The organism is Autumnicola aciditolerans (assembly GCF_041679265.1).
GTDB lineage: Bacteria > Bacteroidota > Bacteroidia > Flavobacteriales > Flavobacteriaceae > Autumnicola.
The window spans coordinates 83,201-100,240 of the sequence record NZ_JBGFSM010000004.1 but is presented as its reverse complement, the minus strand read 5'-3'; the positions used below and the strand labels follow the sequence as shown (position 1 = coordinate 100,240).

General features: G+C 42.3%; 11 protein-coding genes. 4 read left to right on the top strand and 7 right to left on the bottom strand.

Annotation, left to right across the window (positions count from 1 at the left end; genetic code table 11):
• Positions 1–9 precede the first annotated feature (9 nt).
• Genes AB8M93_RS05315 through AB8M93_RS05305 form a run of 3 tightly spaced genes read left to right on the top strand, consistent with a single transcriptional unit; the run spans position 10 to position 2,744 of the window.
• Positions 10–1,461 (top strand): SusD/RagB family nutrient-binding outer membrane lipoprotein, encoded by a 1,452-nt coding sequence (locus AB8M93_RS05315; RefSeq protein ID WP_373056538.1) that lies wholly within the window; start codon positions 10–12, stop codon positions 1,459–1,461.
• A gap of 25 nt (positions 1,462–1,486) precedes the next feature.
• On the top strand, positions 1,487–2,209 hold the full coding sequence (locus tag AB8M93_RS05310; protein ID WP_373056537.1) for a BT_2262 family domain-containing protein: 723 nt from the start codon (positions 1,487–1,489) through the stop codon (positions 2,207–2,209).
• A 19-nt stretch (positions 2,210–2,228) separates the two neighbouring features.
• The gene (locus AB8M93_RS05305; protein WP_311535379.1) at positions 2,229–2,744 is read left to right on the top strand and encodes a lipid-binding protein; all 516 of its coding nucleotides are present in this window, start codon (positions 2,229–2,231) and stop codon (positions 2,742–2,744) included.
• A gap of 357 nt (positions 2,745–3,101) precedes the next feature.
• On the opposite strand, the gene AB8M93_RS05300 is transcribed toward AB8M93_RS05305, so the two are convergent.
• The 4 genes from AB8M93_RS05300 to AB8M93_RS05285 all read right to left on the bottom strand — a co-directional run bounded on the left by AB8M93_RS05300 (position 3,102) and on the right by AB8M93_RS05285 (position 10,606).
• On the bottom strand, positions 3,102–4,892 hold the full coding sequence (locus tag AB8M93_RS05300; RefSeq protein ID WP_373056536.1) for a vWA domain-containing protein: 1,791 nt from the start codon (positions 4,890–4,892) through the stop codon (positions 3,102–3,104).
• Between the two features lie 269 nt (positions 4,893–5,161).
• Complete coding sequence (locus AB8M93_RS05295; protein WP_373056535.1) at positions 5,162–7,120, bottom strand: glycoside hydrolase; 1,959 nt, start codon at positions 7,118–7,120, stop codon at positions 5,162–5,164.
• Positions 7,113–8,102, bottom strand: coding sequence for a glycosyl hydrolase (locus AB8M93_RS05290; protein ID WP_373056534.1), 990 nt, complete (start codon positions 8,100–8,102; stop codon positions 7,113–7,115). The genes AB8M93_RS05295 and AB8M93_RS05290 overlap by 8 nt, the downstream gene beginning before the upstream one ends.
• 11 nt (positions 8,103–8,113) lie before the next feature.
• Complete coding sequence (locus tag AB8M93_RS05285) at positions 8,114–10,606, bottom strand: glycoside hydrolase family 9 protein (RefSeq protein WP_373056533.1); 2,493 nt, start codon at positions 10,604–10,606, stop codon at positions 8,114–8,116.
• 141 nt (positions 10,607–10,747) lie between these two features.
• Between AB8M93_RS05285 and AB8M93_RS05280 the strand changes: the two genes are divergently transcribed.
• Positions 10,748–12,109: an AGE family epimerase/isomerase gene (locus tag AB8M93_RS05280; RefSeq protein WP_373056532.1), complete on the top strand. Its 1,362-nt coding sequence runs from the start codon at positions 10,748–10,750 to the stop codon at positions 12,107–12,109.
• Between the two features lie 70 nt (positions 12,110–12,179).
• Here the strand turns inward: AB8M93_RS05280 and AB8M93_RS05275 are convergent, their stop codons facing one another.
• From AB8M93_RS05275 to AB8M93_RS05265, 3 genes are all read right to left on the bottom strand, one after another.
• A complete protein-coding gene (locus AB8M93_RS05275) occupies positions 12,180–13,388 on the bottom strand; it encodes a glycoside hydrolase family 27 protein (RefSeq protein WP_373056531.1) in 1,209 nt (402 codons plus the stop codon).
• A gap of 98 nt (positions 13,389–13,486) precedes the next feature.
• The gene (locus tag AB8M93_RS05270; protein ID WP_373056530.1) at positions 13,487–15,838 is read right to left on the bottom strand and encodes a fasciclin domain-containing protein; all 2,352 of its coding nucleotides are present in this window, start codon (positions 15,836–15,838) and stop codon (positions 13,487–13,489) included.
• A 108-nt stretch (positions 15,839–15,946) separates the two neighbouring features.
• Positions 15,947–17,026, bottom strand: a complete 1,080-nt coding sequence (locus AB8M93_RS05265) for a hypothetical protein (protein WP_373056529.1) — start codon at positions 17,024–17,026, stop codon at positions 15,947–15,949.
• Between the last annotated feature and the right edge of the window lie 14 nt (positions 17,027–17,040).

The following is a 17,040-nucleotide window of genomic DNA, read 5'->3' as shown; positions in this document are numbered from 1 at the left end:
ATGACACAAATGAAAAGAAGATTTATAATTTTTGCCGCCGTATTTAGTGTGATGTGCGGGGCAGTGAGCTGTGAAGATCAGCTGGATATTAACAGGGACCCAGATAGTTTGTCCCAGGGAGGAGTAGCTATGGCTACAGAATTCCCCGCGGCTATTACCGGGATTGTGGGAGCTCAGGGTTCTTATGGCGCGCTTGTGGGCGGCTTCTGGTCCCAATACTGGACCCAGAGTAATGCCTCTAATCAGTACAAATCCCTGGACGATTATTCTGTCCTGGGAACTTCAGATTATTCAAACAGTTTTTGGTTTGCCATGTTTGATGCCCTTGGAGATGCCAGGAATGTAAAGAGAATAGCTTTAGAACAGGAAAACTGGAATTACTACCTGGCTGCCACAACTTTAGAAGTTTATGCTTCCCAAATTATGGTAGATTTCTTTGGAGCCATTCCTTATGAGGAAGCCAATAATGCCAGTATTCTACAGCCTCATTTTAACACCGGCGAGGAGGTTTATGACCTGTTAATTGAGGATTTAAATTCTGCCTTAAGCCATGATCTTGAAGAATCCCAGGGAAATGCACCTGCGGCAGATGATTTGCTTTTTGGAGGGAATATGGAAAACTGGGTGGCCTTTGCAAACACTCTCAAATTAAAGATTTTCCTGAGGCAGCAAAATGCCCGCCCTCAGGTGGCACAAAGCGGGATAAATGACCTGTTGAACTCCGGGGTGGAATTTTTGGATACCGATGCAGCAATGACCCAGTTTGAAGATGCCCCAAATAAAAGTAATCCTTTATATGAGACTAACGAGCGGCAGTTAAACAGTACCACCAACTTAAGGGCAAGTACAACGATGTTTTCTTTTCTTGATTCCAATGGAGATCCCAGGTTAAGCGAGTATTATGAGCCGGGAAACCCTTTAAACCAGGGAGACTTCAACAGTACCGTGGCACCTAACTCTATAGCTATTGTAGATTTAAGCCCAACTACTCCTGTTTACTTAATGAGCAGGGAAGAAAGCCTTTTTTTGCAGGCCGAAGCCCAGTTAAGATACGGTTCAGAAGAAACCGCGGAAGAAAGGTATAATGCCGGGGTTATAGAAGCTTTAAGTAAATATGGCATAGATGGGGCACCATTTGTAGCAGAAGGAGGCGTATATGCTTATCCAGAAGGCAGCCAGATGGAAAACCTGGAATCCATTATTACCCAGCGTTGGGTAGCAGCATTTCCCGGCAATGGATTTGAAGCCTTTTTCGCCATAAACCGTACGGGAATTCCTGCAGTTTCAGAGGTTTCTCAGGATGATGAGAATTACATCCCCGGGGAGCTGGCTTATCCCGTAAATGGTACTACCGGCGGAGATTTTCCTAAACGTTTGCCTTTTCCAAGCAACGTGAGGGCAAGAAACACCAATGCTCCGGATATTGTGGATATTACTGTTCCAGTCTGGTGGGCAGAATAAATTAAAAGATTTTAATATGAGTAATATGAAGAAAATATTTTTTGTGATAAGTATCCTGGCTCTGGGTGTAACTACCTCTTGCGATACAGAAGATACTGCCGGGGTTTCCCAGGTGACCAATTTTGCGGTATTTACCCTTGAAGGGGAGCAGGAAATCCTGCTTGAAAAAGGAGAAGAATATGTGGAACCGGGAGCTACCGCAGAAGAGGCGGGAGAACCGGTGGAGGTGAGCACTTCCTCTGCAGGGATTTTTCGCGGGGGAGAACTCGATACCGATGTTGCCGATATCTACAACGTGTTTTATTCTGCTGTAAACCAGGACGGCTACGAAGCCTCTGACACCAGGACGGTGGTGGTGGCTGATAATGGTGATCTTGTAGAAGATATTAGCGGACTTTACCGCTCTACGGTGGTGCGGGACGGCACGGCAGATCCGCAGTATGCCAATATGGAGTATGTGCTTATCTGGGAAAAATCAGACGGGACTTTTGAAATTTCCGATGGAATAGGAGGCTATTATATGTTCGGAAGAAATTATGGAGTGACCTATGCTGCCAGGGGTGCCACGGTGACTGTAAACGGGCTCAACGATTACAGTTTTGGCCCTGGCTTTAGTGTGGGCGCGTTTGGCGGAAGCGCTGAAATTACTGAAATGACCGTAGATCCCGATGCCGGCACTATAGATTTTACCACCGTATGGGATGCCGGATACAGTTTCGCGGTGCATTTGGAGCAGGTTGAATTATAATTTTAATATTCAGAAAAAGATGAAAAGAACAAATAACATAAAATTCCTTTTATTACTATTTATTGGAATAGCTTTAGTATCCTGTGATGCAGGAGGAGATCCCGATCCCGGGGAGACAGAAGTAGTGGAACTTGCAGGAGACTGGTATGTGCAACTCCTTATTGACGGGGAAGATGTTCACAACCTTGGGTATAACCTGATCTCCACCTATAATACGGCTGAAGATAATGGAGAAGAAATGTGGGTAGACGATCATGAGTTATGGCCCATGAAGGTGAGTACTCCCGTAAATGTGCAGGAACTTACTTTTTCCGGCAGCAGTTTAAACAATCTCTATTCTTATGAAGATGATGGAGAAGTGATTTCTCCTGAAGTGGATATTACCAACGGAAAGGTTTTAATAGGTGCTGCCACTACCACAGGTGGAAATATTACCGACAGTATTCACATGAACCTGCAATTTGCAGATAATCCCGGTACTATCTACACCCTCGCTGGATATCGCAGAACAGGTTTTCTTGAAGATGAACATTAATCATTTTTACTTGTTTTGATTAATTTTATTAATGCTGAAGAAGGCTGTCTGCAAAGGCAGCCTTTTCTAATAAAGGCAAGAAAGGCCTTATTCCCATGAACAATTTAGTTCTTCTTGAAATTTATTATTTTTTGCATTGTTGTCCGGTAAAGCATTTACAAAATCTGTAAAAGTCCCATGGAGATAACAATTTGAAGCTGTTGTTGCCTTTAGGGCTTGTTTTGATATTCTTTCAATTTACATTATTTCCAGAACAGGATAACTCTAAAATTATGATCAGGTAGTTACGATCAAATTTTTATTCTTGCTTCTTGCAGCGAAGCGGTCTTTGATCTGTAACCGGCAATTACTGATTTTTTATCCCTCACTTAACTTGGACTGGCTGGAGGAATTTTCCAGGCTCTTTATAAGCCTTATAAACTCTGCCCGGTATCCCTCTCTATCTTTTCCACGTCCTTTTTCTGCCAGTTCTTTTACCAAAGCTGTGCTCTTACCGTTAGTAAATTCAGATTCCCTGAGGTTCATTCCGAAGAGTGCTAGCGCAGAAATAAAATTTAGATCTTCAGAAGGATTGCCTTCATCTTTGGTGTAAACCACCTTTTCAAGCAATTTACTCTTGCTGCCATCAGGATCTTTATACCTGAATTTTATGGTAAGCAGTTCGTCACTATTATTTCCGGTAGGAACTTGTCTGGTGTATTTATATCCGTCAATTTCCTTTAAAAATTCACTGTTCACACCAGGCGGAATAACTTCATATAAAGCAGTAACCGAATGGCCGCTTCCCAGCTCCCCGGCATCTTTCTTATCGTCGTTAAAATCTTCATCGTTCAGGAGTCGGTTTTCATAACCAATCAACCTGTATGCCTGTACATTATCGGGATTAAATTCTACCTGGATTTTTACATCCTTGGCAATGGTATAAATCGTTCCTCCAAATTCGGTTCCCAGAACCCGCTGCGCTTCCTGCATGGAATCTATATAGGCGTGGTTCCCGTTTCCCGTCTGGGCGAGGGTTTCCAGTTTAGAATCTTTATAATTCCCCATTCCAAAACCAAGGGCTGTTAAAAACACACCTGATTCCCGTTGTTCCTTAATAAGGTCTTTCATGGCGCTGTCACTGCTCTGGCCTACATTAAAGTCCCCGTCCGTAGCCAGGATCACCCGGTTATTTCCACCTTTAATAAAGTTTTCTGTGGCGGTTTTATAGGCCAGTTTTATGCCTTCACCACCCGCGGTAGATCCACCGGCATTAAGATTATTAAGGGCTTCTTCTATTTTAATTTTTAGATCCCCCGGGGTAGGTTCCAGTACAAGGCCTGCAGCCCCGGCGTAAACTACAATGGAAATTTTATCTTCCTTCCGCAACTGGTTGGTTAGTAATTTAAAAGCAGATTTTAAAAGTGGCAATTTGTTAGAAGCTCCCATAGACCCTGAAACGTCTATAAGAAAAACCAAATTGGAAGGCGGTACATCGTCCAATGGAATCACCTTCCCCTGCAGGCCAATTTTTACCAGTTTCGTATCCTTGTTCCATGGAGTCTGGACCAATTCTGTGTTAATAGCAAAAGGATGTTTTCCTGTAGGCAGGGAATAATCATAATCAAAATAATTGATCATTTCCTCAATTTTTACAGCATCCTTGGGAATTTCAATCCCGTTATTGATCATTCTTCTAATGTTACTATAGCCGGCTTTATCCACATCTATGGAGAAGGTTGAAAGGGGAGAGGCTTTTACGAGTTTAAAGTTGTTTTCTTCTATTTCCTTATAAGATTCATTCGCGGTTACAGGTGTGGCATTAAAATTACTTACACCTCTAATTCGAATACCAGGGCTGTATCCGGTTACAACCACTTCGGCAAGCCCGGCATTGTCCGCTTTTAAGCTAACATTTATCGTCTTTTGATCTTTTACACGGACTTCCTCAGTCTTCATGCCAACAAAACTAAATACGAGAATATCCCCTTCTTCCGCTTCAATAATATAATTCCCGTCAAAATCGGTCTGGGTTCCTGTTTTGGTATTTTTAATCATCACATTTACCCCGGGCAAACCCTGCTGGTCTTTATCGGTCACCTTTCCGGTTATTGTCCGGGCGTTAATGTTCAGGCTAAGCAATAGCGCTAAAAAACAAAATAATCTCATGAGTATTGTTTTAGAATGAAAAATCAGTAGTAGGGAAACCGATAAGTTGTTTGAATATACTGAAAATTTGTCAATTTCAGCCTTAACAGCAACTTGTGGGAAATTTTATAATGCTATTCCTAAGAGAAAATAGAAGAAAACCGGATAACATTCAGCAAACAAAAAGGAGACCCAATTTGAGTCCCCTGTTTTGTTTATTTATTCAGGCTCCGCTTCCGCTAAAATTATTTTATCAGCTTCAAAAGGCTCTGCGGAATCCAGCTAAAGAATTACTTCGTCATTAAAGAGGTAAACCCTGCTCCCTGAAGTTTAAAATTGGCAGTGCCATTAGTTACTTTAACAGAACCTGTTTTCTTATAGGAATTCTCTTTATCTGTAAGGTACATTTCAAGACTGGTAATTCCTTCCGGTAAGCCGGTAAGTTCAACGTTTCTTGTAGCTCCCTTATTTACCATATGTATCGCGTAGCTTCCTTTAGATTTATCTCCAAAGGCAGCAGCGGTCACCGCTTCTTTATTTTTGGTGACAGGGATGGCAAAAAGTCCTTTTGGAGTGTTTCCTAATTGTTTTAAATTGAAGAAACGCTGTGTAGGATAAAGCTCATCCTCATCATTTCCAAATATCCCGCCACCGGAAAGTGGAGAATAATCGGCAGTAAGTTGCCATTGAAGAATGGTAAGAGGAGTGGCAATATTGAGGATTTTCAGATATACTTCAATCTCGTCAAGCGCATACGTGGGTTCTTCAAAAATCTGGGGGTAGCGCCATGCGCCGGCATCTATGCTTCCTTCGCCAACAAAAAGGGGCGCGTTTACCCTATTGGCAATATCTGCCCACTTCATTAAGTTTTCCCTGGTCCAGCCTCTCCAGGAGTGGAAACTTACGCCTCCAATATAAGGGAGGGCTTCAGGATCTGTAGAAGCCAGGGTGGTAAAATCCCATCCATTGGCATCTGCCGTATCTCCCAATAAAAATTTAGTTTGAAGGCCTGCGGCCCTTAATTTTTGCCCCATTTCTTTTATTAGCTGATCATGTTCTTCAGGGGTTTGTCTCACATCAATACCAAGATCAGATTCATTAAAGGAGAACATTTTTGTTTCCACCCCATATTCCTCTTTAAGAAACTGGATGTAGGCGGTTAAGGATTCATAAATTTTATCTTTCTTGGAAAGGTCCAGGGAATTTCCCATAGTCCCGTCTGGATGCTTTCCTTTAAACGGCTCTCCAATTATTGCCCATTTTGGTGGGAACCAGGCAGCGAGAATTACCGGAATGCCCATTTTATCCAGGCGTTGCGCCATTTCCATAGCGGCTTTTACCTTTGGGTGCAGGTTCCCTTTTCTGGCTTCTTCCAAAGGATCAACATTTTCATCCTGTTGCCACTCCCTCCATGGTAATTCTACCCGGGACCAGGAAACCCTAAGGTTTTCAAGGCTGTAATCTATTACCTGGGGATCGGTTTCAGCATTTTGCAGTCTGAAGTTCCCTCCAATCCCGGCAAATTTATCGCCTTCCTGTTCAGGATAGATTTTGAGTTTTAGAGGAGAAGTATCAATATCTCCCGTGGCTTTTATGGTAAAAGTGTTCTGGTAAGTTTTTCCTCCTTCTATCTGCCCGGTGGCAAGGGCAATGTTCAGCATTATTTCCGGGTTCAGGGAATCTTTGGTAACAATGGCAACCCCTGCGGAATGCGCAAAGTTTATCTCGAGCTGCCGGGTAGGGGATTTTATGATGATCCCTTTGGCGGGAGCCTTATAATTGGCTTCAGAAGCGCTCCTGGTGATATCTTTTACGCCTACTGTTTCCGGATTTCTTAAGCTAAATTGTGTATCACTTCCAAATTGTTCCGGTAAAGAAATACTTAAATATGCTCCGTTCAACACCGTATCGTGTGGAGAGGTAAAGGAGATTTCTACCTCTGCCATACCTTTTCCGGTAGATTTAATAGACTTTGTCCACTTAAGGTCCCTCATTTCATAAGCGAAAATTTTCTTATCTCCTTCACGGTGAAAATCTATTTTCTGGCCTTCCTTGCGGGTGCGCCAGGTTCTGTTTTGTTGATTTTCTATTGCCAGGCTGGTATTAAATTCCATAAGCTGGTTATCTACCCTTATTCCCGTCATATTTCCCCAGGTGGTAAATTCAGCCTGGGCATACTGCTTATAAGGGAAAAACATGCAGGCAAACAGGCTTGCAATGGCTACGTAATTTCTGATCTTCTTATTCATTGATTTCAATTTCATTTCGGGTTAGGGTTTTTGGGTAATTATAAATTTCCTGTACTCTTTCAGGCGTATTTGCAGTTTCCAGCCAATTGGACCATACCATAAACCAGGACCATTTTGGCTGTGCTTCCAGAATGGCCGGTTTTGGCAATTCTCCTACTTCCCCCAGGGCGATTGGCTTGCCGTCTGCCAGGGTAAGTAATTCTTCATAATCTTTTTGTTCATAATCGGAATGATAAACATCGGTCGCCAGGATATCTACATAATCTTTTCCGGGATAAAAATCTTTGTAGCTATAGGCTTCATCCTGTGGGATGTCCCTTGGTCCGTTGGCATTCCAAACCCAGATGAGGTTATTTAGCCCGTGATAATCAACAAGTCTTTCGTATAATTGCTTCCATAGTTTTTGATAGCCATCGGGACCTTTTTTATTTCCCCACCAAAACCAGACTCCGTTCATTTCATGATAAGGCCTCCACAGCACCGGGATATTTGCTTGCTGTAATTGTTTAAGAGGTTCAGCAATAACATCTACCTGCTCCAGCCATCTCTTGTGCAGTGCAGTTCCCGGGGTGACCAGCTCCTGCCATTCTGTATCAGATAACGTGTTTTGCACGCTTTCTTTCCAGCCATAAGGTGCATCGTCTGTAGGCCTTCCCACGTGCCACATAAGGGTAATAATAGCGCCCTCCTTATATTTTTGTTTAGCGGCTTCCACAATGCGGTCCCCAGGATTTTCCTTCCGGTTCCAGTAAAAATCGGTGCCCCAAACGGCGGGGTACTGGCCCGCAATTTCTTCAGCTTTGTTATAATATTTTGCAGGTTCCTCATTGTAACTATGTTGCCCCGCAAGAATACTGTCTCCAGTATTTGCTATAAACCTATATAATTCCCTGGCCTCTGCGGTGGCATTTTTATTTACCAGGCTCTGCGAAAAACCGGTGATAGTAAAGAAGGAACATACTATTAGAAGTATTTTATTCATTTTCATCAAATTTATTTTTTGGTGTTATTCAGGAGATCATCAGCAGCGAGGATAAGGAACAGGTAATCTGTGGTGCCGCCACCTAATACATATTCGGTTTGTTGCCATAAAAAGGGCCATTCGAGCAATTCCGGAAAATCCGGCCTTATCAGCGCTGTACCGGAACCTATCCCGCCGGGAATAAAGGAAAAATCACCGCGGTTCATCCCATAGGCCTGAGTAAGGGAACGCGAGCCAACGCCAGAGGCAAAGGAAGAAGTATTTACCCCGGGATGCACTCCAAGCACAAAATTCATAGCATTGAGCATGTATTTTTTCGGAAAGATTTCAGGAAAGCTGGTATGTAAATAATATTGTTTCACCCCAAAATCCTGAATGCCCCAGCCTGCACCCCAGATATTAGGTTCATAGGGCATTCCATAAGGAGTCTTTTCTCCTTGTTTCTCTACCGTCTCTAAATATCCTTTCACCGCTGTGCGCACTTCATTTTTAAATTTCTGATTGTTAATAAGTGGCATGGCAGGGCCAACCACCCATCCGGTACGATCAATATTTTTGGAGATAAGAGCGGTATTAGCAGTCAGGAAATCGGAGTACTTTTGCTCTTTCGTAGTGCGCAGCAACTCTACAGCCAGCATTAGCCTTTGGAGGTTATCCTCAGGCTCTGTAGTACTCCATATTTCTTCAGCAATATTTAAACTTTTATCTGCCAGTTCTGGATTGTAATCCTTAAGCACGCGGGCAACAGCAGCGAGGGCCGCCGCGGTATTCAGTTCCCGGCCAGGATTAACTTCAGTAAAAACCCAGCGATCATCTGGTGCGCCTTCCAGGCCTACCGGGATAGTTTCATCTTCCGGCTTATTCGAAAAAATCTCATTATCACTATGGTTAACAGGATCTCCTAAAAGCACATATTGTCTTTTAGTTGGAACGATTATTCCGCGGTAAAACCTGTTCATAGACTCATATCCTCCCACGATAGATAAAGTTCCATGTTCTATTTGCTGAAGCACATCGGGTTTGCCATCGGGCCTCATAATTTCCACAACCCGGGTATCCTCATTTATGCTGGTATTGTCATAATCTACATTGAATATTTCATAAATATGTGCCAGCCCCTGTATGGTTGAAGCCTGGGATTCCACACGAAGGTCGTAATCCCCGGCATCGTGCCAGCCCCCAATATTGATCCCCGGTACATGTTCGCCGGGTTCGTATTTGGTAAGGGTTTTAGAGCCCTGGAGGTATCCGTCAAAATGGTTGGAATCTATAGGAGCCATGCGGGCATCGTCCATATGGCACAGGCCATGCCATACCTTATAGCGGTCATTTACGCGCATATGGCACATTTGTACCGGGAGAAAATATTCCAGAGTGGGTTGCCATACATCCCTTTTAAACACATTTTTATTGATCTGAAAAGGTTCGGTGGTATAATTGCCATATTTCACCACATACATCCCCGGCTCTTTTACTGCGGAAAAGTCCAGTTGGTAGTAACGGTAGCGAAGAAAATCCCCCCATTCCTGTGGTTGTTCTGAAATTACTTCGGAAAAACCTCCTTCCGGTTTTACCTTTAATAATTTTGCTTCCTGCAGGTTACTGTCATTTTTGTCGGTTTCAATAACCGCTATCTTTTCCTGTTCAGGGTGATAGCCTACCTGTGAAACCTGCACTACCGGCTCGTAAGTAAAATTTTCAATCACATTTGGAGTAACCAGCCATTCAATTGCGCCTTTTGTAGCCCCGGCGGGAACAAGAGAGCGCACTACAAACCAGCCATTGCTGTGGCGGGCACGGCCATCAATAAGTTGAAGCTCATTTTCACCTAGATTTTTAATACTCAGGGTTTGTTTTGGATCTTCAGGTACCACCACGAGTTCCTTCCCGGTAGCCATCGGTTTCAGCTGAAATTCTCCATCTTCATCATAAAATCCGGGGCCGTTTGCCTGCCGGTTAAAAATCCCGAAATCCTCATCCATGTAATAAGATTTTCCGAAGAGAATACCCGGGAACAATTCTATATTCATTCCTACTTTGCCCACCCATTCTTCTGGCAAGGGCTTATCCAGGTCTACTATAATTCTGAAAGATTTACCTTCCGGCTTTACCTTTAAAGTATATGAAAAATCCAGATCGGGATAAACAATTGGATTAAAACCTGTACGGTCTTTGGAAGGATCGGGATAGCTCATCCTAACGCTGATGGTATTGTCTTCACGATTAACCATTCTTTCCCCAACCTTGGGAACCGGCTGCCATTGTCCAGGCGTGGGTTCCAGCCGTAGGTCTCCATTGGTCGCCACACGAATTCCGTTCTGAATAATTCCCACGCCACCCTGGTGGCTTTCAGGATAAAAGTCATGCGCCAGCATTACATTAGCCCCTCTTCTTTCAAGATATTCCTGGAGATTTATAGTAAAAACATCTGAAGAATCTTGCGTTTGCTGGGCATAAGTATTTGCTATACAAAACAATAGTACAACACGGAACAGGGTTTTCATTTCAATGTTAATTTAATGAATAAAACTAGGGGAATGCAGGAAGTCATACTTAATACTTTTTTATCATTTACGGATAGAATTTTTTCAGCAGTTCTCAGAATATTACTAAAATTCTATCTTTATTATAAAAATACGATAGTTATGAAAGTTAAGGCTTTTTCGGTTTTAGTCCTATTCTATTCTGTAATTGGTTTTAGCCAGGAGCAGGAAAATGGAATCCATTATAAGCAACTAAAAGATGATTTTAAAACTTCAGCAAAAGAACAATTGCTGGATAAATGGTACCCCCTGGCCATGGATATTGAAGACGGGGGCTTTTATAGCGATATTACTTACGATTTTAAGTTGGGAGAGAATCATAATAAAATGATTGTCACCCAGGCAAGGCATGTGTGGACCAATGCTGTTGCTGCTGAAATTTTTGAAGAAAAGAGATATCTTGAGTATGCAACACACGGTTTTAAATTTTTGCGCGATGTGATGTGGGATGATCAAAATGGTGGTTTTCATCAGCTGGTTAGCAAAAAGGGAGAACCCATTTTACAGCAAGGGCAGGAGAAAACTGCTTACGGCAATGCTTTTGCAATTTACGGGTTAGCCGCTTATTACCGGGCTTCAGGTAATGAGGAAGCGCTGGAGCTTGCTAAAAAGTCTTTTCAGTGGCTGGAAGAACATAGTCATGATCCTGAAAATGGTGGCTATTTTCAAACCCTTCACCTGGACGGGACTCCTTTAGTGCGTACCAATGCCACTCCTTCAACTTCAGATGTTGGGTATAAAGACCAGAACAGTTCTATTCACCTTCTTGAGGCTTTTACCGCGCTTTATGAGGTTTGGCCGGATGAACTTTTAGCAGAAAGGCTTCAGGAATTATTGCTAATTGTAAGGGATACAATTACTTCAGAAAAAGGCTATATGCGGCTTTTCTTTGAAGCGGACTGGACGCCGGTAAGTTTTCAGCAGGAATCAAAAGAGGTGATCGCAGAACATTATTACCTGGACCACGTTTCCTTTGGGCATGATGTGGAAACAGCTTATCTTATGCTGGAAGCGTCACATGCGCTGGGAATAGAGAATGACAGCCTTACTCTTATTAAAGGGAAAAAGATGGTGGACCATGCGCTTAAGACAGGCTGGGATGTAAATGTTGGCGGTTTTTATGACGGAGGTTATTATTTTAACAATGCTGAAGGAATCACTATTGTGAATGCAGATAAAAACTGGTGGTCCCAGGCAGAAGGTCTTAACAGCCTTCTTTTAATGACACGTTATTTTCCTGAAGATGAAATGGACTATTACCGGCATTTTCAAAAATTGTGGAATTATACTGAAGCTTATCTTATGGACCCAAAATATGGTGGCTGGTATGAATGGGGACTGGATGAAACTCCTTCTTCTGAACATGACCGTAAAGGACATATATGGAAAGCAGCTTATCATAATTTCAGGGCGCTTACCAACTGTATGCATCAGTTGGAGCTACTACAGAAAGATATGAAATAAGCCGGGCGCTTTAAATAAAAAAAGGGGCCGAATTTTACAAAACTCAGCCCCTTTTTTATAATGGAAGAAATTATTTTTTAGGAGAAAGCCTTAGTGTTAATACATCGTGAGACGGAACTTTAACTTTTAGAGTTCTATTGGTATTTTTTAATTTTTGATCTTTCCATACATTTTCCATTTCAAAAGTGGTATTGCTGAAATCAACGGAATAATCAAAATCCGGGTCTTCAATTTGATGTTCTTTCCAGTCAAATTCCACATCTCTTGCTTCATCAGCCCGGTTCAGGAAAGTCACAGCCCAATCTCCGTTTGAAAGGGGTTTAAACCAGGTTTCCAATCCCTCTTCATCATTATATTTAAAGGCCTGCACCCCCAGGGAGTCCTGGTTAATGGCGATCATCTTTTCATTGGTAAGTATAGCTATGGTTTCTTCCCTCATATTGCTAAGATCATTACCGGCAATAAGAGGCGCTGCCAACATGCTCCACATGGTAAAATGGGCGCGGTCTTCATTTAGAGACATTCCGTTGCCAACTTCCATCATATCAGGATCGTTCCAGTGGCCGGGGCCGGCATATTTTCTAAGGCCATCCTGCATGTCAAGAATTCTTAAAACTCCCCAGGAAGACCAGTCACCGTGATCTTCTTCGCAGTCCCAACAGGGATAAATGTCTCCTGTGGTTCTCCACATGTGGCCAATATCCTCTGCCCATTCCCATGGCTGGTTATCTCCCCATTCGCAAATAGCAAATAATACGGGGCGGCCGGCTTCATAAAGGGCATTTCGCATGGTGGTATAAGAAGCTTCAGCGTTTTGCGTTCCGGTATTGCACCAATCGTATTTAAGATAATCCACGCCCCATTTGGCATAGGTGATCGCGTCCTGGTATTCATGCCCGCGGCTGCCGGGTTCCCCGCCACAGGTCTCGGTTCCCGCATCTGAATAAATTCCAAATTTCAGGCCTTTGGAATGCACATAATCCACAAGGGCCTTCATTCCGGAAGGAAATTTTTCTTCATCTTCATGAATAAAACCATTTTCATCACGTTGCCCATGCCAGCAATCATCAATAATAATATATTCATAACCTGCGTCTTTCATTCCACTTTCCACCATTGCATCGGCGGCGTCTTTTATGACCTGTTCATTAATGTTGCAGGCAAATTTGTTCCAGGAATTCCAGCCCATGGGCGGTGTTTCAGCGAGATTATCAAATTTTTGGGCTATACCTGTAAAACTTAATGCCAGGCAAAGCAGTAGTGAGATCTTATTTTTCATCTGTTTAATTATTAATTCTGGATTGGATATATCATGTAAAAAATATTCCCTGTAAAAAATGATTTACAGGGAATATTGCATTAAGGCTAATTCTTATTTTAATTGAATCCTATGTTATCCACATATATGGTATAGGAGTCACTTACATTGTTTTTTATCCTTATTTCTCCTAAAGAAGTGTCGGTGAAGCTGGATAAAGGTATGCTAAAATCTGTCCATTCTCCTTCCACTACCTGAACTTCTACTCCTGCATCACATCCACAAAGGGATACCAGAAGGGTTTTAGTTCCCGAGCCAGGAGCTCCGTAAGCAGAGAAGTTAAAGGTAGAGTATCCTGAAAGATCCGGAATAGGATCTGCACCACCTATTTGCATTGCGCCATAGGAGTCTGCATCATATTCCAGCTTAACAGCTGTGGTACCATCCTGAACCTGTTCTGTACTTGCCCAGGTATAGGTGCCTCCCCAACCATCCCAGGTATCGTTGAAACCAGATTCTGTACCTTCATCATAATAGACAGGCAAGGCAAAGCTGGGAGCAGCTGGAGCCATTAAATCAAAACCTATATCATCAACATAAATGGTGCTGGCCGCTTCGTCATTGTTTTTAAACCTTATAGCACCTAATGAGGTATCAGTAAAATTACTGATTGGAATAGAGTAAGTAGTCCATTCTCCTTCTTCTACCTGAATTTCTACTCCTGCATCACAGTCACACAAAGATACCAACACATTTGTTGTACCAGATCCTGGTGCACCGTAAGCTGAGAAGTGGAAGGTGGTGTAAGAAGAAATATCCGGAGTAGGACTGGGGCCACCAATCTGGATAGCACCATAAGATCCTGCTTCGTATTCTAGTTTTATAGAGTTGCTACCGTTAGATACGTTTTCTGTATTATTAAAGGTGTAGGTTCCTCCCCAGCCATCCCAGGAATCCTGGAAGCCAGATTCTACAGTATCATAATAAACAGGCAAAGCAAACTCAGGAGCGCCTGTAGCAGGTACCGGATAACCCAGTGCAGCTGCATCTTCAGCGGAAACCAATACATTACCAATCTGGTGTATCACCCCGTTCATCGCACCAATATTGGTGGTTTGCAAGTTTGCGTTAGGAGCATACTCATAAGAAGGTACAAGCCTTCCTGCGCCGGTCTCTACAGTTAATTCGTCTCCCTGAACAGTAGATAATGCACCATCTGTTAAAGCGCTGCTCATCACTGTACCGGCATGTAAGTGGTACTCCAGTACACTTTTAAGCAATTCAATTTCTTCCGGAGTTTCAAAATCGTCCAGGCTATCAAAATTCTCGATTGTAGATAAGAAAGTGTTGAAAGCTTCATTGGATGGGACAAAAACAGTTAATTCTTCTGTCTCCAAAGAACTTGTTAAGCCAGCTTTTTCTGCAGCTGCAAGAAAAGAAGTATAGCCTCTGTCCTCAAGCCTGTCTTTAAGATTTAAAGTTTCATCAAGAATGCTCTGGAAAACATCATTTGGAAGTAAAACTTTATCTATGGCATGAATTACGCCGTTGGTTCCCTGGATATCGGCCGTAGTAACATTAGAAGTGGAGTAGCTGGCATCTGAGATAACACCGTCTGCATCTATAGAGAAAGTTTCTCCAAGCATTGGAGTTTGTTCTGTATTGGCAAGAGTTTCAGCAACTAAATTTTCACCTCCGATTACATGATATTGTAAAATTTCTTTTAAAACATCTGTAGGAATATCACTAAGACTGGACCATCCAAAGGCTCCGTTTAATTGCATCATTAAATTTTCAAATGCTGCATTGGTAGGAACAAATACTGTTAGAGGATAGTTAGGGTTTTCAGTATCAGTAACTTCCATAACAGAAAGCGCATCGGTAAGGCCGGCCATTTCCACAGCTTCAGTAAAAGTGGAAAATTCAGGATTTGCTTCAGCATGATCTAAAACAGAGGGAGGCATTAGTATTCCGTCTACCACGTGAAGCACCCCGTTAGTAGAGCCTACATCTGAAGAATTTGGAACAAGGGAAACATCCTGGTTCAAAGTAATTCCATTGCTGGTATTTACATAAATGCTAAGATTGGTTTCCTCGGGTCCTGTTGCCATTGTAGATAAATACCCTGTAGAAAAGGTAGAGGCAAAGTCAGCAGTGGTAGTATTGATCACATGGTTAAGCAAGACATTTTGCCTTTCTTCTTCAGAAAGGGAAGATAGATCCACCCCTTCAAAAGCTGCATTTGTAGGAGCAAAAACCGTATAAGTACTGGTCTCTCTTAAAGTGGAATCAAGATCTGCTGCTACAATTGCCTGGTATAAAACAGAAAGGTCTGGAGTTTCCGAAAGGATTTCATTCAGGTTCCTGGGATCTTCCCCAAGTTGTGGATAGAGTTCATCATCATCGTCGCAGGAGTAAAGGCTCGCCACTATTGCGAACAATAATAGATATTGTAGTTTTATTATTTTCATTTTCTAATGTTGTTTTTGAACTCGAAAGTTTCCAGGGAATCTAACACTCCAGATTCCCTGGTTCCTTCTTTATTCATTAAGTTGAATTCTTCTTACGTACGCAATTGACTATAGGAATCCAAAGTCATCCACGTAGAAGATGTATTGCGGTTTTCCTGTATTAGATGCTTCCTGGAAGTCTATCCTGGTAATAGTAGCAGGAGCTCCTCCATTTGGATAGAAATCTGATAATGGGATAACAAATTTAGTCCATTGGTTTGGTACAAGTTCAACCCCTACTGTTGCGGCAAAATCATTTAAAGCAACATTTACCATATCTCCCGGGTCACCGGTTCCATATATTGAAACAGTTATAGCATCGTACTCGGTAAAAGAAATTGGTGTTGTAGGATTAAAAGTTAGTCCAGACCAACCTTCTCTAACACTTTGGATGGAATATTGTCCAAGTGCAGGATTTGTAACCTGTAGGTCGTAAGTACCACCCCATTGGCTCATTGTCCAGTCTTCGTTAAGAGAGTCTATGTAAATTGAATAACTAAATCCATAAGAGTCAGATTGTGCTACAGCACCTCTGGCAGTTTCAACATAAATATATGCCTGTTCTACCCCGTCTGGTACAGCAACAGTTACTTCTGTTTCTGAAACTGATAGAATTTCAGCAGGTCTTTCTACAAGGTTCCCCGCTTCTTCAGTTCCTGATACAAAAAGTACAGAAGAAGTTTCTGTAAAATCACCACCGGTGAGCGTCACAGTTTTTATTCCATCTTCAGTAGTGGCTTCTGTAAAGTCCTCAATGGTAAGCAGAGAGAAATCATAAGATGACTCTCCGGCCAGATTTACAAACCTTAACTTGTTTTCCTGGCCCACATAAGGTGCTTCTTCCGGAATAGTAACAAAGGTTAAATTATCTGTAGTGAGGGCTGGATTAAATCCTGCCCGCATCCCGTTAATGTATATTTCTGTAAGTGTGGCAAAGTTTTTACCTCTTACAATATAGGTATTCTCAAGTACCCCTTGTGTAACAGGAATGTCCTCCTGTACTTCACTAACGCTTTCAATTACAGGTGGTTCATTCCCTCCTTCAATTTCGTCTACATCAAACTCACTTTCGCAGGAAACTGTTGAAAAAACCAATGCCAGTAACAGGAGCGGGTAAAATCCTTTTTTGTTAAAAAATATATTTTTCATAATTCAGATTATTA